General features: G+C 73.2%; 24 protein-coding genes and 1 pseudogene. 14 read left to right on the top strand and 11 right to left on the bottom strand.

What is annotated here, in order from left to right; all coding sequences use genetic code 11:
- Positions 1–33 precede the first annotated feature (33 nt).
- Complete coding sequence (locus ACH499_RS16885) at positions 34–792, top strand: PaaX family transcriptional regulator C-terminal domain-containing protein (protein WP_399016490.1); 759 nt, start codon at positions 34–36, stop codon at positions 790–792.
- Positions 793–839: 47 nt separating this feature from the next.
- On the opposite strand, the gene ACH499_RS16880 is transcribed toward ACH499_RS16885, so the two are convergent.
- On the bottom strand, positions 840–1,916 hold the full coding sequence (locus ACH499_RS16880; RefSeq protein ID WP_399016488.1) for an NADH:flavin oxidoreductase/NADH oxidase: 1,077 nt from the start codon (positions 1,914–1,916) through the stop codon (positions 840–842).
- A gap of 156 nt (positions 1,917–2,072) precedes the next feature.
- On the opposite strand from ACH499_RS16880, the gene ACH499_RS16875 reads away from it, so the two are divergent.
- Positions 2,073–2,432, top strand: a complete 360-nt coding sequence (locus ACH499_RS16875) for a helix-turn-helix transcriptional regulator (protein WP_356202682.1) — start codon at positions 2,073–2,075, stop codon at positions 2,430–2,432.
- A 157-nt stretch (positions 2,433–2,589) separates the two neighbouring features.
- Positions 2,590–3,045, top strand: coding sequence for a DUF6214 family protein (locus tag ACH499_RS16870; protein ID WP_356202681.1), 456 nt, complete (start codon positions 2,590–2,592; stop codon positions 3,043–3,045).
- A 35-nt stretch (positions 3,046–3,080) separates the two neighbouring features.
- On the opposite strand, the gene ACH499_RS16865 is transcribed toward ACH499_RS16870, so the two are convergent.
- Entirely contained in the window at positions 3,081–3,737 is a 657-nt protein-coding gene (locus ACH499_RS16865) for a DUF305 domain-containing protein (protein WP_399016486.1), read from the bottom strand.
- Positions 3,738–3,929: 192 nt separating this feature from the next.
- Between ACH499_RS16865 and ACH499_RS16860 the strand changes: the two genes are divergently transcribed.
- Complete coding sequence (locus ACH499_RS16860; RefSeq protein ID WP_399016484.1) at positions 3,930–5,432, top strand: LVIVD repeat-containing protein; 1,503 nt, start codon at positions 3,930–3,932, stop codon at positions 5,430–5,432.
- 18 nt (positions 5,433–5,450) lie between these two features.
- Here ACH499_RS16860 and ACH499_RS16855 read toward each other — a convergent pair whose 3' ends face one another.
- Together ACH499_RS16855 and ACH499_RS16850 are read right to left on the bottom strand one after the other, a co-directional pair.
- Positions 5,451–6,113 carry a helix-turn-helix domain-containing protein gene (locus tag ACH499_RS16855; protein ID WP_356202675.1) on the bottom strand — a complete coding sequence of 221 codons (663 nt, stop codon included), beginning with the start codon at positions 6,111–6,113 and terminating at the stop codon, positions 5,451–5,453.
- A gap of 130 nt (positions 6,114–6,243) precedes the next feature.
- Complete coding sequence (locus ACH499_RS16850) at positions 6,244–7,446, bottom strand: erythromycin esterase family protein (RefSeq protein ID WP_399016482.1); 1,203 nt, start codon at positions 7,444–7,446, stop codon at positions 6,244–6,246.
- Between the two features lie 58 nt (positions 7,447–7,504).
- Between ACH499_RS16850 and ACH499_RS16845 the strand changes: the two genes are divergently transcribed.
- Positions 7,505–8,236, top strand: a complete 732-nt coding sequence (locus tag ACH499_RS16845) for a TioE family transcriptional regulator (RefSeq protein WP_399016480.1) — start codon at positions 7,505–7,507, stop codon at positions 8,234–8,236.
- Positions 8,237–8,248: 12 nt separating this feature from the next.
- Here ACH499_RS16845 and ACH499_RS16840 read toward each other — a convergent pair whose 3' ends face one another.
- The 4 genes and pseudogenes from ACH499_RS16840 to ACH499_RS16825 form a co-directional block, all read right to left on the bottom strand.
- Positions 8,249–8,938: an HAD family hydrolase gene (locus ACH499_RS16840; protein ID WP_399016478.1), complete on the bottom strand. Its 690-nt coding sequence runs from the start codon at positions 8,936–8,938 to the stop codon at positions 8,249–8,251.
- A 160-nt stretch (positions 8,939–9,098) separates the two neighbouring features.
- Positions 9,099–9,782 (bottom strand): phosphatase PAP2 family protein, encoded by a 684-nt coding sequence (locus ACH499_RS16835; RefSeq protein WP_356206041.1) that lies wholly within the window; start codon positions 9,780–9,782, stop codon positions 9,099–9,101.
- A 101-nt stretch (positions 9,783–9,883) separates the two neighbouring features.
- A pseudogene (locus tag ACH499_RS16830) lies at positions 9,884–10,414 on the bottom strand (M56 family metallopeptidase); the annotation flags it as partial.
- A 92-nt stretch (positions 10,415–10,506) separates the two neighbouring features.
- On the bottom strand, positions 10,507–11,055 hold the full coding sequence (locus tag ACH499_RS16825; RefSeq protein ID WP_399016476.1) for a DUF5134 domain-containing protein: 549 nt from the start codon (positions 11,053–11,055) through the stop codon (positions 10,507–10,509).
- A gap of 181 nt (positions 11,056–11,236) precedes the next feature.
- Here ACH499_RS16825 and ACH499_RS16820 point away from each other — a divergent pair, with 181 nt between their 5' ends.
- Together ACH499_RS16820 and ACH499_RS16815 are read left to right on the top strand one after the other, a co-directional pair.
- A complete protein-coding gene (locus ACH499_RS16820; RefSeq protein ID WP_399016474.1) occupies positions 11,237–12,934 on the top strand; it encodes an FUSC family protein in 1,698 nt (565 codons plus the stop codon).
- Positions 12,931–13,488 (top strand): MarR family transcriptional regulator, encoded by a 558-nt coding sequence (locus ACH499_RS16815; protein ID WP_356206046.1) that lies wholly within the window; start codon positions 12,931–12,933, stop codon positions 13,486–13,488. The genes ACH499_RS16820 and ACH499_RS16815 overlap by 4 nt, the downstream gene beginning before the upstream one ends.
- Before the next feature lie 27 nt (positions 13,489–13,515).
- On the opposite strand, the gene ACH499_RS16810 is transcribed toward ACH499_RS16815, so the two are convergent.
- A complete protein-coding gene (locus tag ACH499_RS16810) occupies positions 13,516–13,908 on the bottom strand; it encodes a VOC family protein (protein WP_356206048.1) in 393 nt (130 codons plus the stop codon).
- A gap of 75 nt (positions 13,909–13,983) precedes the next feature.
- Between ACH499_RS16810 and ACH499_RS16805 the strand changes: the two genes are divergently transcribed.
- Complete coding sequence (locus tag ACH499_RS16805; RefSeq protein ID WP_356206049.1) at positions 13,984–14,523, top strand: N-acetyltransferase; 540 nt, start codon at positions 13,984–13,986, stop codon at positions 14,521–14,523.
- 3 nt (positions 14,524–14,526) lie between these two features.
- On the opposite strand, the gene ACH499_RS16800 is transcribed toward ACH499_RS16805, so the two are convergent.
- A complete protein-coding gene (locus ACH499_RS16800; RefSeq protein ID WP_356206050.1) occupies positions 14,527–15,210 on the bottom strand; it encodes a glycerophosphodiester phosphodiesterase family protein in 684 nt (227 codons plus the stop codon).
- A gap of 228 nt (positions 15,211–15,438) precedes the next feature.
- On the opposite strand from ACH499_RS16800, the gene ACH499_RS16795 reads away from it, so the two are divergent.
- The 4 genes from ACH499_RS16795 (at position 15,439) to ACH499_RS16780 (ending at position 19,370) form a co-directional block, all read left to right on the top strand.
- Positions 15,439–16,836: a DUF6421 family protein gene (locus ACH499_RS16795; RefSeq protein ID WP_356206051.1), complete on the top strand. Its 1,398-nt coding sequence runs from the start codon at positions 15,439–15,441 to the stop codon at positions 16,834–16,836.
- A 50-nt stretch (positions 16,837–16,886) separates the two neighbouring features.
- Positions 16,887–17,633: an SDR family NAD(P)-dependent oxidoreductase gene (locus ACH499_RS16790; RefSeq protein ID WP_356206053.1), complete on the top strand. Its 747-nt coding sequence runs from the start codon at positions 16,887–16,889 to the stop codon at positions 17,631–17,633.
- The gene (locus tag ACH499_RS16785; RefSeq protein WP_356206054.1) at positions 17,630–18,700 is read left to right on the top strand and encodes a low specificity L-threonine aldolase; all 1,071 of its coding nucleotides are present in this window, start codon (positions 17,630–17,632) and stop codon (positions 18,698–18,700) included. The genes ACH499_RS16790 and ACH499_RS16785 overlap by 4 nt, the downstream gene beginning before the upstream one ends.
- 97 nt (positions 18,701–18,797) lie before the next feature.
- On the top strand, positions 18,798–19,370 hold the full coding sequence (locus ACH499_RS16780) for a transglutaminase family protein (protein WP_356206055.1): 573 nt from the start codon (positions 18,798–18,800) through the stop codon (positions 19,368–19,370).
- A gap of 10 nt (positions 19,371–19,380) precedes the next feature.
- Here ACH499_RS16780 and ACH499_RS16775 read toward each other — a convergent pair whose 3' ends face one another.
- On the bottom strand, positions 19,381–20,109 hold the full coding sequence (locus tag ACH499_RS16775) for a lysophospholipid acyltransferase family protein (RefSeq protein WP_356206056.1): 729 nt from the start codon (positions 20,107–20,109) through the stop codon (positions 19,381–19,383).
- A gap of 289 nt (positions 20,110–20,398) precedes the next feature.
- Between ACH499_RS16775 and ACH499_RS16770 the strand changes: the two genes are divergently transcribed.
- Together ACH499_RS16770 and ACH499_RS16765 are read left to right on the top strand one after the other, a co-directional pair.
- The gene (locus ACH499_RS16770) at positions 20,399–20,746 is read left to right on the top strand and encodes a TlpA family protein disulfide reductase (RefSeq protein ID WP_399016470.1); all 348 of its coding nucleotides are present in this window, start codon (positions 20,399–20,401) and stop codon (positions 20,744–20,746) included.
- Positions 20,747–20,891: 145 nt separating this feature from the next.
- Entirely contained in the window at positions 20,892–21,404 is a 513-nt protein-coding gene (locus ACH499_RS16765; protein ID WP_356206059.1) for a flavin reductase family protein, read from the top strand.
- Positions 21,405–21,502 lie beyond the last annotated feature (98 nt).

Genomic DNA, 21,502 nt, shown 5'->3' with positions numbered 1-21,502 from the left:
CAACACGCGGGTCGCGGCACGTACAGTACGTGCGTGTCCCCGCCGCTCGACGACCCAGCGCCCCCGGGCGAGCCGGCGCTGCGCCCGCTGTCGGCGCGGTCCGTCGTGCTGAGCCTGCTGCTCGGTACGCATCCCCCCGAGCTGCCGGTCCGGGACCTGGTGCGGCTCGTGGAACGCTTCGACGTCGGCGGCTCCACCGTGCGGGCCGCGCTCAGCCGCATGGTGAACGCCGGGGACCTGCGGCGCACCGGCACCGGCTACCGGCTGAGCGAGCGGCTCCTCGAACGCCAGCGGCGCCAGGACGAGGCCGTGCGCCCGCACACGCGCGCGTGGGACGGCGACTGGGAGATGGTGGTGATCACCGCGTCCGGACGCGGTCCGGCCGAACGCGCCGGACTGCGCGCCCGGCTGGCGGCCCTGCGCCTCGCCGAACTCCGCGAGGGGGTGTGGCTGCGTCCCGCCAATCTGAGCCGCCCGCTGCCCGGCGACCTCGACGCGGTCGCCGAGCGCTGCGCCGCCCGTCCCGCGCGGCCGGCCCGTGAGCTGGCCGCGGAGCTCTGGCCGCTGGACGCCTGGGCCGCGACGGCCCGGGCCCTGCTGGCGCACGTCGAGGGGGCGCGGCGGCCGGCCGAGCGGCTCACCGCCTACGCGGCGGTCGTACGCCATCTGCTCGCCGACCCCGTCCTGCCGCCGCGGCTCCTGCCGCCGCACTGGCCGGGTGCGGACCTGCGCGACGCGTACACGGCCTACCAACGGGAACAGGCCGGCCGCCTTGGGGCGGACGGCGCCTGACCCCGCCGGCGCGGGTGTCCGGCGGGGATCCGCGGAAGGCCGCGGCGTCACACGGCCCAGCCGTACTGGTCCGGCACCCGCACCTCGCCGCCCAGTTCCCGTGCCGCCCGCCGCGCCCACGACGGGTCGCGCAGCAGCTCGCGGCCCAGCAGTACCGCGTCGGCCTCGCCGTTGGCCAGGATCTTCTCCGCCTGTCCGGCCTCGGTGATGAGGCCGACGGCGGCGACCGGCAGCGAGGTCTCCGCCTTCACGCGTGCGGCGAACGGCACCTGGTAGCCGGGCCCGGCCGGAATGCGCACCCGCGCGTTGCCGCCGGTCGAGACGTCGAGCAGGTCGACGCCGTGGGCCTGGAGGTCGCGGGCGAAGCGGACGGTGTCGTCCGGCGTCCAGCCCCCCTCGTCCAGCCAGTCGGTCGCCGAGACGCGGAAGAACAGCGGCTTGTCCTCGGGCCACACCGCGCGCACGGCGTCCACGACCTCCAGGGCGAAGCGGGTGCGGTTCTCGTACGAACCGCCGTAGGCGTCGGTGCGCCGGTTGGAGTGCGGCGAGAGGAACTCGTGGATCAGGTAGCCGTGGGCACCGTGGATCTCGGCGATCTCGAACCCGGCGGCCAGGGCCCGGCGGGCGGCGTCCGCGAAGTGGCCCACGATCTCCTGGATCCGCGCGGCCGTCAGCTCGGTCGGCACCGGGTGACCGTCGTCGAAGGCCAGTGGGCTCGGCGCCGCCGGCTGCCAGCCGTGTGCGTCCGCGCCCACCGGCGCCCCGCCCTTCCACGGCTGCGCGGTCGAGGCCTTGCGGCCGGCGTGGGCGAGCTGGACCCCCGGCACCGTGCCCTGTGTGCGCAGGAAGTCCGTGATCCGGCGGAACGCCTCGACCTGGGTGTCGTTCCACAGGCCCAGGTCCTGCGGGGAGATGCGGCCCTCCGGGGAGACGGCCGTGGCCTCGACGACGATCAGGCCGGTGCCGCCCGCCGCCCGTGCGCCGTAGTGCGCGAAGTGCCAGTCGCCGGGCGCGCCCGCCAGGGGGCCCTCCGGTGCGGCCGAGTACTGGCACATCGGAGCCATCCACACCCGGTTGGGGAGGGTGACGTCACGCAGCTTCAGGGGCTGGAAGAGGGCGCTCATGGGTGCGGCTCCATCTGTCGGTCGCGGTCCGGGGAAACGGCTCGTACGATAACTCTCGTAGTACGTCGGATGTCAAACTACGGTGGTCTTCGTACAATGGGAGCCTTCTCGCATCCCTCCTGGACGGTGGGACCTTCCGGACGAACTGGAGCCGCCGTGACCCCCGCCACCGCCGCCGGCAACCGCGACCTGCCGCATCCGCAGCGCGGGGAGATCCGGCTGGAGGGCGTGCTGCACGCCCTCTCCGATCCGATGCGGCTGCGGATCGTGCGCGACCTCGCCGCCGGCAGCGACGAGCTGTTCTCCTGCTCGTACTTCGACCTGCCCGTCACCAAGTCCACCAGCACCCACCACTTCCGGGTGCTGCGCGAGAGCGGCGTGATCCGGCAGACCTACCGGGGCACCGCCAAGATGAACGGGCTGCGCAGGGACGACCTGGACGCCCTCTTCCCCGGACTCCTCGACGCCCTGCTGGACGCCGCCGGCCGTCAGGCCGCCCGCCTCGGCGCCGCCTGACCGCACGCCGCTGCGCTGACGGGGTGTCGCCCGCGCGGGGCGGTGCGTGTGTCTTTCGGATGGAATGTGATCATGCGGTTACGTTGCGGGTGTGCTAGAAGCATCCTTCGTTGATCGTTCTCTTCAGCTTTCCGACCGCTGTCCGGACGACGGTGAGATGTCCGTGCGGCACACGTGGGCGGTCCGGGAGGGCCGCACCACCACGACCTGGTTCGACGTCCGGTGGACGTTCGCGGACGGCGCACGCGTCGACGCGCTCGCGGCCCTGTCCGACGACGGCGTCCGCGTGGAGGACGTACGCGCCGAACCGGGCCTGTCCCTCGACGACCTGTCCGTGCTCGCCGAGTGGCTGGAGAACCCGCTCTTCGAGGTCTGCGCGCCGGCCCGCGGTGACCACCCCGGGGGCGCGTCGCGCCGGGCACGTCCCACTTGGCCGCGCGGCAGGGAAGGGCGCCGCCTCGTCGCCGAGGAGTACCGGGCGGCCCGGGAGGGGGGCGGCGACCCGGTCCTCGCGGTGATGCGCGCGACCGGGCACAGCCGCCGCAGATCGCTCAGGCTCATCGGCCAGGCGCGCGACGACGGCTTCCTCACCCCGCGCCGCGCACGACGCTGAGGTCCCGCGGGGGCCGGGAGCCGGTCGGGGTGCCCCTACAGCATCCCGCGCATCCGCACGATCTCGCTGGTCTGCTGGGCGACCACGTCGTCGGCCATCTCCTCGATCTGCACGTTGTTGCCCTGCGACTTCACATCCGTGGCCATGGTGATCGCGCCCTCGTGGTGAGTGATCATCAGGGTGAGGAAGAGCCGGTCGAAGTCCTCGCCACGCGCCGCGCGCAGCTCGGCGAGCTGCTCCGGCGTCGCCATCCCCGGCATCGCGCCGTGGTCGTGCCCGCCGCCCGTCTCCTTCTGGCCGTGCGCGGTGAGCCAGCCCTTCATGGCCGTGATCTCCGGCCCCTGGGCGGCGGATATCCGCTCCGCGAGCTTCTTCAGCCGGCCGGACTCGGCCTGACCGGGCACGAGCGCGGTCATCTCCAGGGCCTGGGCGTGGTGCTGGATCATCATGCGCGCGTAGGCGACGTCCGCGGAGTTGGGGGAGTCGTCGTCGGCGCGCTGCCGCTCGGCGTCCTCCGCCGAGAGCGTCCGGTTCGCCCCGCCGGGCGCGCCCGGCGCGATCACCGAAGGCCCCGCCGCCGCGGCCGACTTGGTGTCGGGGCCGGAGTCGCAGGCCCCGAGCCCCAGAACGGCCAGTGCGGTCAGCGAGGCCGTGACGAGCGACGCGCGGAACGACGCGGGACGGATGGGCACGACAAACCTCCTGGGGCGGACGGAACACGGAACATCCGGTGAGTGCGATGACCGTCCTAGCACGCTTCCGCGCCGTACCGATCAGGAAACTTCATTACGTGTTTGTTGACCCCTGTTGGTATGAGCATGGCGAAGACGATACTGCGGGGATGCGTGAACCGTTCCGACGGGAACGGACGTAGGGAGGAAACAGTGAACCTGTTGAGCGACCCGCGAACGCGGCGCAGACGCCTCGGAGTCGCGGCGGCCGCCGCCGGCCTCATGGCCGCGCTGCTCACGGCCGGCCCGGTCGCGGCCACCCCCGATCCGGGGGACGGCCCGGCCACGTCGAAGGAGGTGTCCTCGAGTGCGCGCGCCGAGGCGCGCGAGGCCATAGCGAGCGGCGAGATACCCGGCAAGGACGAGATCGTCCACTCCGCCAACATCCAGCACCTGGCCAACGTCCCGAAGGAGGCGCTGCCCGGCTTCAACACGGACATCGCCTTCCAGGACGACTACGCCTTCGCCGGCAACTACGACGGCTTCCGCATCTTCGACATCAGCGACCCGAAGAAGCCGAAGACCGTCGCGCAGGTCCTGTGCCCCGGCTCGCAGAACGACATCTCGGTCTCCGGCAACCTGCTGTTCCTGTCGACCGACTCCTCGCGCAGCGACAGCAGTTGCAACAGCACCACCCAGCCCGCGACCGAGAAGTCCTCGTGGGAGGGCATGAAGGTCTTCGACATCAGCGACAAGCGGAACCCGAAGTACGTCGCCGCCGTCGAGACCGCCTGCGGCTCGCACACCCACACGCTGGTTCCCGAACGCAAGAACGTCTACGTCTACGTCTCCTCGTACTCGCCGAACGCCGCCTACCCGGACTGCCAGCCGCCGCACGACGGCATCTCCGTCATCAAGGTGCCGCGCAACGCCCCCGAGCGGGCGGCGGTCGTGGGCTTCCCCGTGCTCTTCCCGGGTGAGGGCCCCGACGGCGGCGGCAACCCGGGCGGACCCACCAACCCGGGTGTCTCCAAGACCACCGGCTGCCACGACATCACGGTCCTGCCCTCCAAGGACCTGGCGGCGGGCGCCTGCATGGGCGACGGCATCCTGTTCTCCATCAAGGACCCCGAGAACCCGAAGGTCATCGACCGGGTCCAGGACAACGTCAACTTCGCGTTCTGGCACTCGGCGACCTTCAACCAGAAGGCCGACAAGGTCGTCTTCACCGACGAGCTGGGCGGCGGCGGCGCACCCACCTGCAACGCGGAGATCGGCCCGAACCGCGGCGCCGACGGCATCTACGACATCGTCGGCAAGGGCGACGACCGCAAGCTCGTCTTCCGCAGCTACTTCAAGATCCCCCGCCACCAGGCGGACACCGAGAACTGCGTGGCCCACAACGGCTCGCTGATCCCGGTGAAGGGCAAGGACCTGATGGTGCAGGCCTGGTACCAGGGCGGCGTCTCCGTCTGGGACTTCACCGACTCCTCCAGCCCGAAGGAGATCGCCTACTTCGAGCGCGGCCCGCTGAGCACCGACTCGCTCGCCACGGGCGGTTCCTGGTCGGCGTACTACTACAACGGCTACATCTACTCGAACGACATCGCCAAGGGCTTCGACGTGCTGAAGCTCAGCGACCGGCGCACCGACCCGGCCAAGCGGGTCCACCTGCGCGAACTCAACGTGCAGACGCAGCCGGACTACTTCGACTGATCCGCCGGCCGGCGGCGGTCACTTGCGGGCCGCGCCGGTCGCGAAGAACCGCGAGAGATCCGTTTCACGGGTCCCGCCGGGCGCCTCGGTGTCCGGCGGGACACCCAGTTCCCAGCTCAGCCCGTAGCGCTTGAAGAGCTCGGCGCGCAGCGTCGGCACGGGCATGGGCACCCCCGGCACCAGGGCGGCGAAGACGGCACCCATGAGCAGCGCCCGCAGCATCGGGTAGTCGTGGTCGACGTCCTGGGAGCCGTGCCGGGCGACGGTGTCCCGCAGCAGCTCGGCGAGGCGCCGCTGCTCCGGGCAGGGCATGAAGCCCTCCGCGTCGAGCATCCCCGCCATGTGCTGGCGCATGAGCACCGGCCGGTCCCGGGCGAGGCCCAGGATCGCGTCGATGGCCCGTGCCATCCGCTCCGGCCCGTCCTCGGTCTGCGGCTCGCGTTCCAGGGCCTCCTCGAGGGTCCGGTGCATCAGCCGGTGCACGGCGGACTGCACCAAATGCCGCTTGCCCGGGAAGTAGTACGACACCAGCCCCCGTGCCGAACCCGCCCGGTCGGCGATGTCGCCGAGCGTCGTGGAGTCGTATCCGCGCTCGCCCACCAGCTCCACGGCGGCCTGCAGGAGCCGCTCCTTCGAGCGCCTCCGCAACTCTTCATTGACCGTGGTGCTGCGCGGGGACATGCTGGACTCCTGCGTTGACTGGCTGGCAGCCAACTATACTCAGCGCGGACGGACGGCCCCCGGGCGGGACCGTTCCACGCTGCCGTCGGCCTCGGGTGACACGGGGGATCACCCGAGGCCGACGGTGGTCTCACGGGCGGCGCCCCGCGTCCTTGACGAAGACCAGGCCGTCGAGGCCCGCGAGCTGCCCCGGGTCGAGCGGGGCGTACCCGAACCAGGGGGACTCACGGGGTACGGGCCGCCGGTCGCCGAGGGCGGCGGCCAGCCGAGCGGGGTCGACGAGGCGGCGGTCCTCCGGGAGCGCGTACAGGAGGCCCTCGACGGTGTCCGGGGCGGGCGTGTCCACTCCCCGGTGACCGAGGGTGCCGAGGGCCGTGGCCACGAAGGCGTACTCCCGCCCGAGCCGGGCGCCGACCAGCGCGCCGGCGCTCCACCACTCCACCGGCCCCTCCCACATCCGCATCGTGCTCTTGGCCCGCTGGAGGTGGGAGTTGTGGGCGTGCACGAAGACCGGGCCCCGTTCGGCGAGGGCGAGGAGGTTGTGGGCCATCATCCGGTCCCGGGCGGCCACCAGCCGGGTCATGCGTGCCGGTGAGGTGTCGGCCGTCCAGTGGTGGTAGCGCAGCAGACCGGTCGCGGTACGCCCGTACAGGCGCGCCCGCTCCCACTCGTCCCGCGAGGCCGCCGTGAGCAGGTGCGGCGTCTGCGTGTCCAGCAGGGCCACCAGGTCGTCGGCGAGCAGTCGCAGCCGGGCCGCCTCGGCCGACCGCCCCACGGAGCGCGCCGGGTCCGTCATCGCGGCGGGGTCGGTCCAGCGTTCGTCGGCGCCGAGCAGGTGGTCGAGCGTCTCAGCGGTGCAGGGGAGCAGCGCGGGGTCCACCCGGGCCGCGAGGTGGTCGTGGAGCGCGGTCAGGGCGCGCCGGGGGCTCTCGGCGCCGGTGATCTCCAGCGGTCCGTCGAATCCGGCGAAGCGGACGTGCTCGGACGCCGGCCGGGTCTCGTTGTGGGCGCGCATCCGGCGCACGAGTTCGCGGTTGCCCGCGCAGGCGCCCCAGCCGTGGCTGAACCCGTTCTCCACGACCTCGTCGAGGGTGCCGGTGCCCGAGGTGACGTAGTCGTCCACGAGCAGGCCCCGCAGGCAGTCGCTCTCGACGGCGATGGTCCGGTAACCCTCCTCGGCGAGCTGGAGGAAGAGGTCGTTGCGCACCTCCAGCAGGGTGTCCTCGGTGTGGGCCGGCTCGCCCAGGGCGAGCAGCCGGGGCCGGGCGGGGAGCAGTCCGAGGACGGCGGAGGCGTCGACGGGCCGGGTGGCGTCCTTGATGTCGGTGACCATGGATTCAACGGTATCGTTGAACTTTCGATAGAAACTTTTCGGCGCCAGGAGAGCGGTCTTGGGGAGAAACCTTCAAAACGGGGAACGCCTCAGGCCGGTCGACCTCGCGCGGGCGCACGGTCTGTCGACGCAGGCGGTCCGCAACTACGAGGAGGCCGGCATCCTCCCGGCCGCAGACCGCACGGCGCACGGCTACCGCACCTACACCCCGCTGCACGCGCGGGCCCTCGGCGCGTTCCTCGCCCTGGTGCCCGGGCACGGCCACCGGACGGCGGCGTCGATCATGCGGGCCGTGAACGAGGGACAGCCCGACGAGGCGTTCCGCCTCCTCGACGAGAGCCACGCCCAACTCCTCGAGGATCGGCGGACCCTCGAGGCCGTGGAGAGCGCCCTGCGCGACCTGGAGCCCGGCGCGGCTCCCGAGTCCGCCGCGGGCGCCGTCAAGGGCGACACGTTCATCGGGCCGCTGGCCCGCAGGCTCGGCATCCGGCCCGCGACCCTGCGCAAGTGGGAACGCGCCGGGCTGGTGCGCCCGCGCCGCGACCCGGTGACCGGCTACCGGGTCTACGCCGAGGCCGACGTACGGGACGCGCGGCTCGCCCACCAGCTCAGGCGGGGCGGCTATCTGCTGGAGCAGATCGCCCCGCTGCTCACCCGGGTACGGACGGCCGGCGGTCTGGAGCCGCTGGAGGCCGCCCTGTCCGACTGGCGCGCCCGGCTGTCCGCCCGCGGCCGGGCGATGCTGACCGGCGCCGCGGAGCTGGACGCGTACCTCCGGGCCAGGGGCTGAGACGCCGGCGGTTCAGCGCACCAGGTCCAGGACGGGCCGCAGGGCGTCCGGCCGCCGGGCCACCGGCAGCGGGTCCACGTAGTGCACGCGGCACCCGAGGGCCCGCGCACCGCCGTCCGCCCGGGGCTCGTCGCCGACCATCAGCGTCCGGCCCGGCTCGGCGCCGAGCCCCGCGCAGGCCATCGCGAACAGCCGGGGGTCGGGCTTGCGGATGCCGTGCTCGTACGACAGCACGTAGGTGTCGACGTACCGGTCGAGGCCGTGCTCGCGGAAGACCGGGCGCAGGTCCCAGCCGATGTTGCTGATCACGCCCACGGCTGTCCCGCGCTCGCGCAGCGTGCTCAGCACCTCGGCGGCGTCGGGGTACGGGCTCCAGACGCCCGGCGTCCGGTGCCGGTCGTACAGCGCGTCGTACAAGCCCGGTCGGGGCAGCGGGACTTGGCGGGCCAGCCCGGTGTAGGCGGCCCGGTGCAGTTCCGAACTCTCGTCCCGGCGCTCCCAGACATCGGCGAGTTCCTCCGGCACCCGTAGTGGATGCGCACCCCCCGGCAGCGCCCCCGCCGCCTCGAGGGCCCGGGCGGTCCTGGCCAACTCCGGTTCGTCAAGCGCCACTTCGGCGTCCTTGAGCACCGCGCGCAGCCAGGCCTCGGTGGACTCGATGCGGAAGAGGGTCCCGGAGAAGTCGAACAGGACGGCGGTCATGGGGAGGGATCCTACGGGGCCACGCCCCCCGCCCGGGAAGTCCCCGGCCGGCCACCTTCGGTGCCGGGGACCGGGGCCGCGGGGCGGGGGCGCCGCCCTCTCCGTCCCCCGCGCACCGGGCCCCGCCGCCCGCCCCCGGGCGCCCGCCGCGCCGAAACGCTCACCGTGCCCACCTCCCGTGGGCCAGCACCGCGAGGGCCACCACCAGGGAGCCCATGAGCCAGCCCCCGACGACGTCCGTGGTCCAGTGGACGCCGAGCCACACCCGGGTCACGCCGACACCGGCCACGGAGACCACGGCCACGGCCAGCGCGGTCAGGCGCAGCCCCCGGGCCGCGCCGTAGTGGTGGAGCAGCCACACCAGCAGGCCGCACACGAACGTGGCGGTCATGGCGTGGCCCGATGGGAAGGCGGCGAAGTGCGCGGAGTCGACGGGGTCGGGCCAGACGGGGCGGGCGCGGTCCACCGCCGCCTTCAGGACCTGCTGGAGCAGACTGCCCAGCAGGCAGGCCGCCGCCAGCCACACGGCCGTCCCGCGGTCCCTGCGCCGCCACCACAGCCACAGCACCACCAGGGCGCACAGCAGGCGCATCGTCCACGTGTCCCACACCCAGTCGCTGAGGACGCGCATGACGTGGGTGACGTCCGCGTCCTCGACCGCCCAGCGGTGCGTGGTCCGGGAGATGTCGCCGTCCCAGTCGGTCAACGGGCGCCAGCGGGCCGCGACCAGGACGAGCAGCACCGCCGAGGACAGGGCCAGCGCCCAGGCCGCGCGGACGGCGGTGCGGCGCTGCGGCGGACGGGCCGGGGAGTCGGACTCGGAGCCGACGGGCGTCGCATGCATGCTGCGATCCTCGCCGACCCGGGGCGCGGGAGGCCAATCCCACGGCAAGTGAACCGTGGGCCAGGGGTGTCGGAGCGGACGGGCGGTCCCGCGCCGCTACCCCCGAGCCCGCGCAGCCCCGGTACGAAGGCCACCAGCACCGGCAGCGCCGGCACCAGCGCGGCCGTCGCTGTCAGGCGCAGGCACCGGGCCGCGCAGGCGGTCCGGAGAGGTCAGCAGGCGGTGGACCCCGCCGGGGCACATCGGCGTGCGCGGCCGGACCGGGGCCGAACACACCGCGGTCCTCGTTGAGTTCGATCAGCGCGAGCGCGGCCGTCAGCCGGCCGAAGCGCCGGGACGCCACGTCGTCGTCGGCGAGTTCGACCAGGCGGTGCGTCTCGTCGCGGAACGCGGCGAACACCGGCACCTGGGGAAAGCCGTCCGCCGGCGCGGCCGAGCAGTGCAGCCGCCACTCGTGCTAGGCCTGCGCGTGTCCCCGCTCGTGGGTGAGCACGGCGTCGAGCCGGCGGCCCCCGAGCCGGCGCAGCGCCGGTGGTGACGACCAGCCGCGGGGGAGTGCCCGGCAGCCACCAGGCGTCGGCGCGCTCGCTCTCCAGAACGACCAGCCGGACCGACCCCGGCGCGTCGCCCGGTACCTGGTCCGGCCGTACGCCCGGTGGAGGCGAAGTGACGCAGACAACGGCCGCGGGGCGGCCCGCGCCGGCTGTGCCGAGCCGCCGGGCCTTCACATGGTCAGCAGCATCGCCAGCATCGCGATCCCCATCGACAGCCGGCACGCGTGGGCCAGCTCCGGCCGGTCCCCCCACCCGGCGCCCGCGGGGCCGCCCGCCACGGCCGTGACGGGTATCAGCCGCGCGCCGGTCAGCAGCACGTACCCGGTGAAGTAGAGCAGCAGCGCCCCGGTCAGCAGCGGGACCGGCGAACCGCCGTGCCCGTGCCCGGGGCCGCCCGCCGTGGAGCCCGCCATCGCCAGCGACATGTGGACCATGGCCACCGCACCGACGAGATGATGGAGATGGTGCGGCCGCGTCCGGGCCGCCCACAGGGCGTGCAGCCCGGCGCCGGCGAACACCACCGCGCAGACGGGCCAGGCCCAGCCCGGTGGGGTCGCCGCGGGCACGGCCATCGCGGCCATGCCGAATCCCATCAGGGCCTCACCGCCCGCCGCGCGGCGCTGCTCCTCGACGCTGCTGCGCATCCGCAGCAGACAGTAGGCCCCGGTGGCCGCGCACAGCGCGACCAGCAGCCAGCCCGACGACGCTGGTCCGTGCACCCGTACCTCCCCCGCTCGACCGTCGGTCAAGGCCTGCCCGCGCCGTCCGGCGCGCACGCGAGCGCAAGGGAGTACACGGGGGGCATGCGGCGGCGCGCGGCACGCGCCACCAGGCCGGAGCGGGGCGGCCGGCCCTCCCGGCGTATTATTTACGAGTAAAACACCTGTTAAACTAAAGCCCATGAGCAGTGCGACCCCCACCCCCGGCACCCCGCTCCGTCGCCGCCTGTCCCTGGCAGGCGTGCTGCGGCTGCGCCGCCCCTCGGAGATCTGGTTCAAGCCCGCCCTCAGCTCGGTCGCCGCCATCGCCCCGCCCAACCTGACCCTGCTGGCGCTCGGCCGCCTCGACCTGGCGATGTACACGATGGCCGGGTCCCTGTGCGCGCTCTACGCCCACAACCGCCCCTACGCGGCCCGCGCCCGCACCCTGGCCTGGGTGGTGCTCGGCATGCTCGGCGGCCTCGCCGTCGCCCTGGTCACCGCCTCCCTCACCCGCGACGCGGTCGTCCTCGTGGCCGTCGGTGCCCTCCTCGCCGCCGCGCAGAAGGCACTGAGCGACGCCACCCGCCTCGGCCCGCCGGGCAACGTGGTCCTCACCTTCATCAGCTCCGCGGCCCTGTTCGCCCCGCAGACCCTCGGCCAGGTCCCCGGCCACCTCGCCCTCGGCGCCGCGGCCGGCGCCTGGGCCTGGGTCGTCGGCATGGCCCCCGCCCTGCTCCGCCCGCACGGCCCCGAGCGCCGCGCCACCGCGCAGGCCCTGAACGCCGCCGCCGCGTACGCCGGCACCCGCGGCACCGGGGACGGCCACGCCCAGGCCCGGGCCGCCGGATACGCCGCCGTCCAGGCCGCCTGGCAGACCCTGCTCTCCCTGCCCGTCAGCGGCGCCCGCGCAGCCACCCGGCACGCCCTGGAGCGCCTGGTCGTCCGCGCCGAGGTCGCGCTCGCCGCCCCCGCCGACACGGACCCGGAGCAACTGCGCGAGTGGGCCCGCGCCCTGCGTGGCGGCGGCCGCGTCCCCCGTACCGCCGGCCCCCGCGCCGACGCCTCGGACACCGAGGAGCTGCTGGGCGTCGACGCCGAACTCGCCGCCCGCCCTGCCCCCCTGTGGCGGCGGCTCGGCCCGCTCACCCCCATCGCCGCGCGCACCGCCCTCGGCTGCGCCCTGGCCGGCTACGCCTCCCTCGCGCTGGGCATCGGCCGCCCCTACTGGGCGCTGGTCACCGCCGCCGCGCTCTATCAGGCCAACCTGAGCCTCACCTGGAGCAGGGCCGTCCAGCGCGTCGTCGGCAACCTCGCCGGGGTGCTGCTGTTCGCCGCCCTCGCCCCGCTCGCCCACGCCGGTCGGATCCTCCTCGTGCTGATCTGCGTCGCGCTCAACTTCGGCGCCGAGGCCCTGATCACCCGCAACTACTGGCTCGGCTCGGTCTGCGTGACGCCGATGGCCCTGCTCATCACGGAGTTCGCCGGCTACCAGAAGCCCGGCGAGCTGATGACCGAGCGGGTGGTGGACACCCTCGTCGGCGCCCTGGTGGGCTTCCTCGCGGCCGTCGTCGTCACCAACCGGCGCGCCGGCGACCACGTCGAACAGGCGGTGGCCGCGGCGGACCGTGCCCGCGAGCGTGCCGCCCGCGTCCTGGCCGAGCCCGAGCCGTCCCCCGCCGCGCTGGAGGGCGCCCGCCGGGGCCTGGCCGCCGCGCTGACCGACCTGCGCGCCACGGCCGACGCCGCGGCCGGTGAATGGTGGCAGCGCGCCCTGCCGCAGGAGAGGGTCGTGCTCGCCGAGCAGGCCGGACACCGTACGCTCGCCGCAACGGTGCGACGCCGGGCGGCGGGCACCGCCCGGGACACCGGTGCGAGGACGGAGGACGTACGGCCATGACCGCAAGCGACGGGGGCTCGGCGGCCGCAGGCGGCGCGAGGGGAGGGCCGGACGGAGACACCGTCGCGGCGGTCGTGAGGCAGTGGCGGGCCGTCCACCCCGACCTCGACACCGGCCCCATGGAGATCATCGGCCGCATCAACCGCTGCGCCGCCCTCCTCCAGCAGGCCGAGGACGCCCCGCTGCGGCGGGCGGGCCTCAGCCGTGCCGAGTTCGACCTGCTCGGCGCGCTGCGCCGCACCGGACACGAGCTGACGCCCGGGGAACTGGCCCGCGAGACGTTCTCCTCGGGGGCCGCCGTCACCAAGCGCCTCAAGCAGCTCACCGAACGCGGCCTGGTGGAACGCCGCGGCGACACCCGTGACCGCCGGGTCGCCCATGTACGCCTCACCGACGCCGGACGCGACCTCGTCGACGGCATCCTGCCCGATCAGCTCGCCTACGAGTCGGCCGTGCTGTCCGGCGTGGACGGGCCCGCGCAGGGAGAGCTGGCCGCACTGCTCGGAGCCCTGCTGGGCCAGCTCGAAGGGCGCCTGGACGCGCTGCGGATCTGACCCCGCCCGGCGCGGCCACCGCCCGGGTCAGATGCCGGGGCGGTAGCGCAGCGGGTGGTCCGCCGGCACCTCCACCAGCACGATCCGCGTGCCGTCCGGGTCCTCGATCCACATCTCGACCAGCCCCCACGGTTCCCTGACCGGCGGCCGGACGATCCCCACACCCTTCGCCACCAGTTCGGCCCGGGCGGCCTCCGCGTCCTCGACCTGGAGCCACAGCGCGAGCGCGGGGGACAGGGGCGCCTCGGCACGGCCGGACACCTCCAGGAGGCCGCCGCCGAGGAAGTACACGGTGCCCCGCTCGGGCCCGGTGCCGAACTCGCGGTGGACGGCCAGGCCGAGCTGCTCGCCGTAGAAGCGGCGCGAACGGTCGGGGTCGGTGGGGCGGAGCAGGATCCGGCTGCTGAGTACATGCACCATGCGTCCGGAGCCTAACGGCGGCGATACGCTCATCGGTGCCCGCGCCGCGCCCGAGAACGAACCGGAGACGCCCCCATGGAAACCGCCACCAGCCGACTGACCTTCCGCGACGCCACCGCCGCCGACGTGGACACGCTGGTCGCGCTCATCGAGTCCGCGTACCGCGGGGAGTCCAGCCGTGCCGGATGGACGACCGAGGCGGACATCCTGGAGGGGCGGCGCACCGACCCGGAGGGCGTGCTGGCGGTCGTCGAGTCGCCGGACAGCAGGCTGCTGACGGTCGAGCGGGACGGCACCGTCGTCGCCTGCTGCCAGCTCGAACATCGCGGGACGCACGCCTACTTCGGCATGTTCGCGGTCAGCCCCGCCCTCCAGGGCGCGGGACTCGGCAAGACGATCATCGCGGAGGCGGAGCGGCAGGCCCGCGAGAGGTGGGGCGCGACGGAGATGCACATGACCGTGATCTCCGTGCGCGAGGACCTCATCGCCTGGTACGAGCGCCGCGGCTACCGCCGCACGGGAGAGGTGACCCCCTTCCCGTACGGCGACGAGCGCTTCGGCATCCCGCGCCGTGCCGACCTGGCGTTCGAGCTGCTGGTCAAGCCCCTGGTGTGACGTTCACGCCGTGAAGCGGCCGGTGCGCTTGATCTCGGGGTGGTCGGTCGTCGCGCCGTCCAGGCCCAGGGCGCGCACCAGCCGCAGGTGGTCCTGGGTGTTCACCGTCCAGGAGAAGACCCGCAGCCCCGCCTCGCGGGCCCGCTCCACGATCTCCAGCGTGATCCGGTTGATGTCCAGGCACAGGGTCCCGGCGCCGGCGGCCACGGCGCGGTCCACCACCTCGGGCCCGTAGTACTGCGCGACCAGGGCCGTCCGCACCCCCGGCACCAGCCGGGCGATCTCCACGATCGCCTCGTCGTGGAAGGAGATCACCTCCACCCGGTCCACCAGGTCCCGGCGGAGCATCACCTCGGCCAGCGTCCGCGCCGCCGCCGCGTCCTTGATCTCCGCCTGGAGCGGCAGCGACACGGCGTCCAGCACCTCCTCGAAGACCGGGACCCGCTCCCCGCGGCCCGCGTCCAGCGCGCGCAGCTCCTCGAGGGTCTTGTCGGCGACGGCGCCGGTGCCGTCGGTGGTGCGGTCCACGTCGGCGTCGTGCATGACGACGAGGGCGCCGTCCTTGCTCAGGTGCAGGTCCAGTTCGACGACGTCGAGGCCGGCGTGCTCGGCGGCGACGAAGGAACGCAGGGTGTTCTCCGGTTCGACACCCATCACTCCGCGGTGACCGATGGTGAGGAAGTTCAAGGCTCGACTCGCTTCCGTCGACGGCGGCGAGGGCGCGGGCGGCGGCCCGACGTCCTGCGGGATCGTTTCCCCGCTGTCGCGCCCGCTATACGGAACCCGGTACGCGGCAGGAAAAAATGCGGTCATGGGCGGGGTCGGGCAGGATAATTTACGGAAGCTCCCCTTGCTGAGAGAAACCTCGTATGCATACGGTGTCCTGACACGAGCTTCTCCCGTGGAGGATGGGACATGACGGAAATTCTTGTGCAGGTGGGTGCGGAGGAGAAGGTTCCTCCGGTGAGCAGGGTGGTGGAGCACCCGGCGTGGCCCGTGCTCAAGGATGCCGTGGAGCGGATCCGGCCATGGCAGTCCAAGGACGGGTCGATCGACTTCGCCGCCGAGGGCGCCCCGGCGCGCGCCGACGCCGAGGAGGCCGTGCGCCGCGTCGCCGACGCCGTGCGCGAGCTGTCCGGGCTACTGCCGCACGACCGCGCCTACCACGAGGCGCTGGTGACGGACCTCGGCCGCTGGGCCGACGGCGGTTTCCAGGTCCCCGACTTCCTCGATTCGCTGCTGGCCTTCCAGCCGGCCGCCAACCGCCAGGACGGCCTCCAGCACCTGGTCGTCTTCCCGATGTACACGCAGAACGGCAACCCGGACCGCAACCTCGAGGCGGTCGTGCTGCGCATGGTCTGGCCCGACTGGCTGGCCGAACTGGAGCGCACCCGCTACGACAACCCGCTGTTCTGCGGCATCACCTTCGAGGACTTCACCTCCGGCTACGACACCAACTCGGCCGTCCTCTTCCCGGAGACCATCGCCGTGCGCGAGGCGCCGGAGCGCTTCTCCTGGGGCGGCATCTTCTGCGACCGCGAGGCCGCCCGCTTCCGCCGCGTCACCGATGCCGCCGTCGAGATCCTCGGCCTGGAGCTGCCCGAGGACATCGCGGCCATGGTCCACGACCAGAAGCGCTGCGAGGAGGCCTTCGTCCTGTGGGACATGGTCCACGACCGCACCCACAGCCACGGCGACCTGCCCTTCGACCCCTTCATGATCAAGCAGCGCCAGCCGTTCTGGATGTACGGCCTCGAGGAGCTGCGCTGCGACCTCACCGCCTTCAAGGAGGCCGTGAAGCTGGAGGCCGACGGCGTTCCGCAGGCCCGCGACGTGCAGTACGCGGTGCTCTTCGACCGCATGTTCCGCTTCCCCGTCACCGGTGAGCGCGTGCGCAACTACGACGGTCTGGGCGGCCAGCTCCTCTTCGCCTACCTGCACAAGCACGACGTCGTCCGCTGGACGGACAACAAGCTCTTCATCGACTGGCAGCGCGCCCCGCAGGTCACCAACCAGCTCTGCGCCGAGATCGAGACGCTCTACCGCGACGGCATCGACCGCCCCAAGCTCGTCCACTGGTTCGCCGGCTACGAGCTGGTCTCCGCCTACCTCGCCCCGCACCCGGGCTCGAAGTGGGCCAAGGGCCCCGACGCCCTGGACCTGACCCTGCCGCCGCGCAAACTCGTCGACGACGTGCTTCCGGACGAGTTTCCGCTGAGCATGTTCTACGAGGCCCTGTCCAAGAAGCTCAAGAACGTGATCGCCTCCACCAAGGGCATCACGGCGGACAGCGCCGAGCGGGCCGCCGCGTGAACGACGGCACCGGAAACCAGGCACGGACACAGGCTCGGGAGGCGAGGACCATGGGGAACGGGGCGCTCGACGGCGCGGTGATCGCGGTGGCGGGAGCGGGCGGACCCGCCGGACGGGCCACCCTGCTGCGGCTAGCCGAGGCGGGGGCCACCGTCGTCGGCTCGGACAACGACCCGCAGCGGCTGGCCGAGGCCGTGGACGCGGCGCGCTACGCCCACGGCGGCGCCACCGTCACCGGCGAGACCGTCGACCTGCTCGACCTGGACTCCACCCGGGCCTGGGCCGACCGGACCGAGAAGGAGTTCGGCCGCGTCGACGGCCTGGTCCACCTCGTCGGCGGCTGGCGCGGCAGCCAGAACTTCACCAAGACCGACCTCGGTGACTGGGACCTCCTGGAGAAGCTGCTGGTGCGCACCGTGCAGCACACCTCCCTCGCCTTCCACGAGGCGCTCCAGCGCAGCGACCGCGGCCGCTACGTGCTGATCAGCGCCGCCGGCGCGTCGCAGCCGACCGCGGGCAACGCCGCGTACTCGGCCGCGAAGGCCGCCGCCGAGGCGTGGACGCTGGCCATGGCGGACTACTTCCGCAAGGCGGGGGGCGAGCAGGGGCCGACGTCGGCGGCTGCGATCCTGGTGGTCAAGGCGTTGGTGCACGACGCGATGCGCGCCGAGCGTCCCAACGCGAAGTTCGCGGGCTTCACGGACGTCAAGGACCTGGCCGAGGCGGTCGCCGGAGTCTGGGGCAAGCCCGCCGCGGAAGTGAACGGAAACCGTCTGTGGCTGACCGAGAAGCCGTGAACCCACCGAAGACCGACGCCCGTCGCCATCACGACCCCGAGGTCCGTGGATTCGCCAGTGACAACTACGCCGGCGCCCACCCGGAGGTGCTCGCCGCCCTGGCCCTGGCCAACGGCGGGCACCAGGTCGCCTACGGCGAGGACGACTACACGGCGAACCTCCAGCGGGTGATCCGCAGCCACTTCGGGCCGACGGCCGAGGCGTTCCCCGTCTTCAACGGCACCGGTGCCAACGTCGTCGCGCTCCAGGCGGTCACCGACCGCTGGGGCGCGGTGATCTGCGCGGAGAGCGCGCACATCAACGTCGACGAATGCGGTGCCCCGGAACGGGTCGGCGGCCTCAAGCTGCTCACGGTGCCGACCCCGGACGGCAAGCTCACCCCCGAGCTGATCGACCGGCAGGCGTACGGCTGGGACGACGAGCACCGCGCGATGCCGCAGGTCGTCTCGATCACCCAGAGCACCGAACTCGGCACGCTCTACACGCCCGAGGAGATCCGGGCCATCTGCGAGCACGCCCACGCCCACGGCATGAAGGTGCACCTGGACGGCTCCCGGATAGCCAATGCCGCCGCCTCCCTGGACGTGCCCATGCGGACGTTCACCAACGCGGTCGGCGTCGACCTGCTCTCGCTCGGCGGCACCAAGAACGGCGCCCTGTTCGGCGAGGCGGTCGTCGTCCTCAACCAGGACGCCGTGCGCCACATGAAGCACCTGCGCAAGCTGTCGATGCAGCTCGCCTCCAAGATGCGCTTCGTGTCGGTGCAGTTGGAGGCCCTGCTCGCCAAGGACCTGTGGCTGCGCAACGCCCGCCACGGCAACGAGATGGCGCAGCGCCTGGCCGAGGGCGTGCGGGCGGTGCACGGTGTGGAGATCCTCCACCCGGTGCAGGCCAACGCGGTCTTCGCCCGGCTGCCGCACGACGTCGCCGAGCGGCTGCAGAAGAGGTTCCGCTTCTACTTCTGGGACGAGGCCGCGGGCGACGTGCGCTGGATGTGCTCCTTCGACACCACGGAGGACGACGTGGACGCCTTCGTGGCGGCGCTCAAGGAGGAGATGGCGCGCTGACCGGGCCCACCGCAACGAGAGGGCGCTGATGCATAGGTATGCGGTTACGTGAAAAGTCATTGACTGGCAGGTGATCGCATTCCTATGCTCTGTCGTCATGGAGCTGATCCAGCAGAATCCCGACCTGTCCGCGTACTTGGCTGCTGACGAGGCCATCGACCATCACCACCCGCTCGTGCGCGAGGTGGCCGCGGGCCTGGCCAAGCAGGCGGAAGACTCGTATGACTATGCGCGGCTGGCCTTCGAGTACGTGCGCGACACCGTCCCGCACTCGCAGGACGCCGGAGATCCGCGCGTCACCTGGCGCGCCTCCGACGTCCTGGAGCAGCGCACCGGCATTTGTTATGCCAAGGCGCACGCGCTGACCGCGCTGCTGCGGGCCGAGGACATCCCGACCGCCCTGTGCTACCAGCGTTTCGACGTGGTGCACGGGCTGGTCGCCGTACGGTTCGACGGGGCGTGGCACCGTCAGGACCCGCGGGGCAACAAGCCCGGTGTGGACGCGCGGTTCTCCCTCGGGCGGGAGCGGCTGGCCTTCACGCCGGACCGTGGGGCGGGCGAGGAGGACTACCCGGAGCTCTACGCCGCCCCGCACCCCGCCGTGCTGGCCGCGCTGCGGGCGGCCACCGACCGCCCGCACCTGTGGGCGACGCTGCCCGTCGCCCTGTGACGCCCGGGGCTCAGCGCGCCTCGGCCGTGCGCAGCTGCTCGGGCGTCGGCGCCGTGCCCCCGAGGTGGGCCGGCATCCACCAGGTGTCGTCGGCGCCCTTGGGGCGCACCGGGTAGGCGCGCTGGGCGGCCTCCAGGAGCTCCTGGACGCGCTCGCGCAGCCGGCGGGTGATGGCGCCCGCGTACTGCTCGCGGGAGGCCTCCATCGCCTCGCCGACCCGGATGGTGACGGGGGTGTGGCTGCGCTTGAAGTTGCGCGGGTGCCCCTTGGTCCACAGTCGCTGCGTGCCCCACACCGCCATGGGCACCAGCGGCACGCCCGCCTCCTGGGCCAGGCGCGCGGCCCCCGACTTGAAGCTCTTGAGGGTGAACGACTCGGAGATCGTCGCCTCCGGGAAGACCCCGACGATCTCGCCGGACCGCAGCGAGTCCAGGGCGTGCGCGTAGGCCGCCTCGCCCTGCTTGCGGTCCACGGGGATGTGCTTCATCCCGCGCATCAGCGGACCGGAGACCCGGTGCCGGAAGACCGATTCCTTGGCCATGAACCGGACCAGCCGCTTCTGCGGAAGCGCGGCCAGGCCGTTGAAGATGAAGTCCAGGTAGCTGATGTGGTTGCTCACCAGCACGGCGCCGCCCGAGCGCGGGATGTTCTCCGACCCCCGGCAGTCGATCTTGAGGTCCCACACCTTGAACATGGTGCGGGCGAGACCGATGACCGGGCGGTAGACGAGTTCTGCCATGGGCGGGTCGGGCCCTTCCTTGTCCGACTGGGATGGGTACTCCCAGTCCGAAAGTTACGCAGCCGTAGGTTTACGGCTTGTCGTGATCGTGCCCCAAGAACGTCCGGGGAACCAGCCCTCGCGCCCCGCGGCGGCGAGATTCTTGTCACGTCACCCCACGCGGATGGCCGAAAACCGGCGGCGGGCCGGGGAATCTTCGCCCGTCCCCGAGTGCTGCACCCAGGGACGACAGGGCCGGGCGCCGCCGGGACGCGCCCACGACAGGCCGCGGCGGCGGCGGAGCGGAGACGTGCGGGTGCGCGGAGGCGATGACGGCAAGCGGCCGGGCGGCGAGCGGCTCGGCCCGGCGGAACTGGGCGCGGATCTGGGCGCCCGCGCCACGCTCGTGCAGTTCTCCAGCGCGTTCTGCGCGCCCTGCCGGGCCACCCGGCGCGTCCTCGCCGAGGTGGCCCGCATGGTCCCCGGCGTGGCGCACGTCGAGATCGACGCCGAGGCTCGTCTGGAACTGGTCCGCGCCCTCCATGTGCGCAAGACCCCTACCGTGCTGGTCCTCGACGCCGGCGGCCGCGTCGTGCGGCGTGCCGTCGGGCAGCCGCGCAAGGCGGACGTCATCGCCGCCCTCGGGGAGGCGGTGTGACCATCACCACGCCGACGGTGAGGCGTCCTCCACAGCCCCGGAGCCAGGGACGTATTTGACTGTGTGTGCCACCCATCGCCGGCCTGCCCCCATGCCTCCGCTCCCCTCCCCGCGGTCGAAGGCGCGGGGCGGAAGGACACCCCGCATGACGGCCCAGCCCGACCTCGCCGCACCCCTGACCGCCACCGGCGGCGACCTCCTGCGGTCCGTCTTCCGGCGGCACGCGGCCGGCGTGGCGGTGATCACCGCGCGCGGCGACGCGGGCCCGGCCGGCTTCACGGCCACCTCCCTGACCTCGGTCTCCGCCGAGCCCCCGCTGGTCTCCTTCGGCATCGGCACCGGATCCTCGACCTGGCCCGCGGTGGCCGGGAGCGAGTACGTCGGTGTCCATCTGCTCGGCGAGCACCAGCGCGAGCTGGCGGACGTCTTCGCCCGCCGCGGCGCCGACCGCTTCGGCCCGGCCACCGCCTGGCGCGAGGGCCCCGGTGGGGTGCCGGTCCTGGACGGCGTCCTCGCCTGGCTCGTGTGCCGGGTGGCCGCCCGCGTCCCCGCCGGGGACCACCGGGTCGTGATCGCCGAGGTCCTGCACGGCGATCCGGGGGGCGCGGGGCGGCCCCTGCTGTACCACCAGGGGCGCTTCACCGGCCTGCGCGACTGAGGCACCCCGGAGCCCCGCTGCGAAGCGGTCGAGTTCCGGTTACGCTGCGTTGCGAAGGTCACAGTTCAAAGCGCTTGCTTAGCGGGAAAGAACTGGAT

Source organism: Streptomyces sp. NPDC018947 (assembly GCF_044390505.1).
GTDB lineage: Bacteria > Actinomycetota > Actinomycetes > Streptomycetales > Streptomycetaceae > Streptomyces.
Note: the sequence above shows the minus strand (reverse complement) of the source record. Positions and strands in the feature narration are given on the sequence as shown.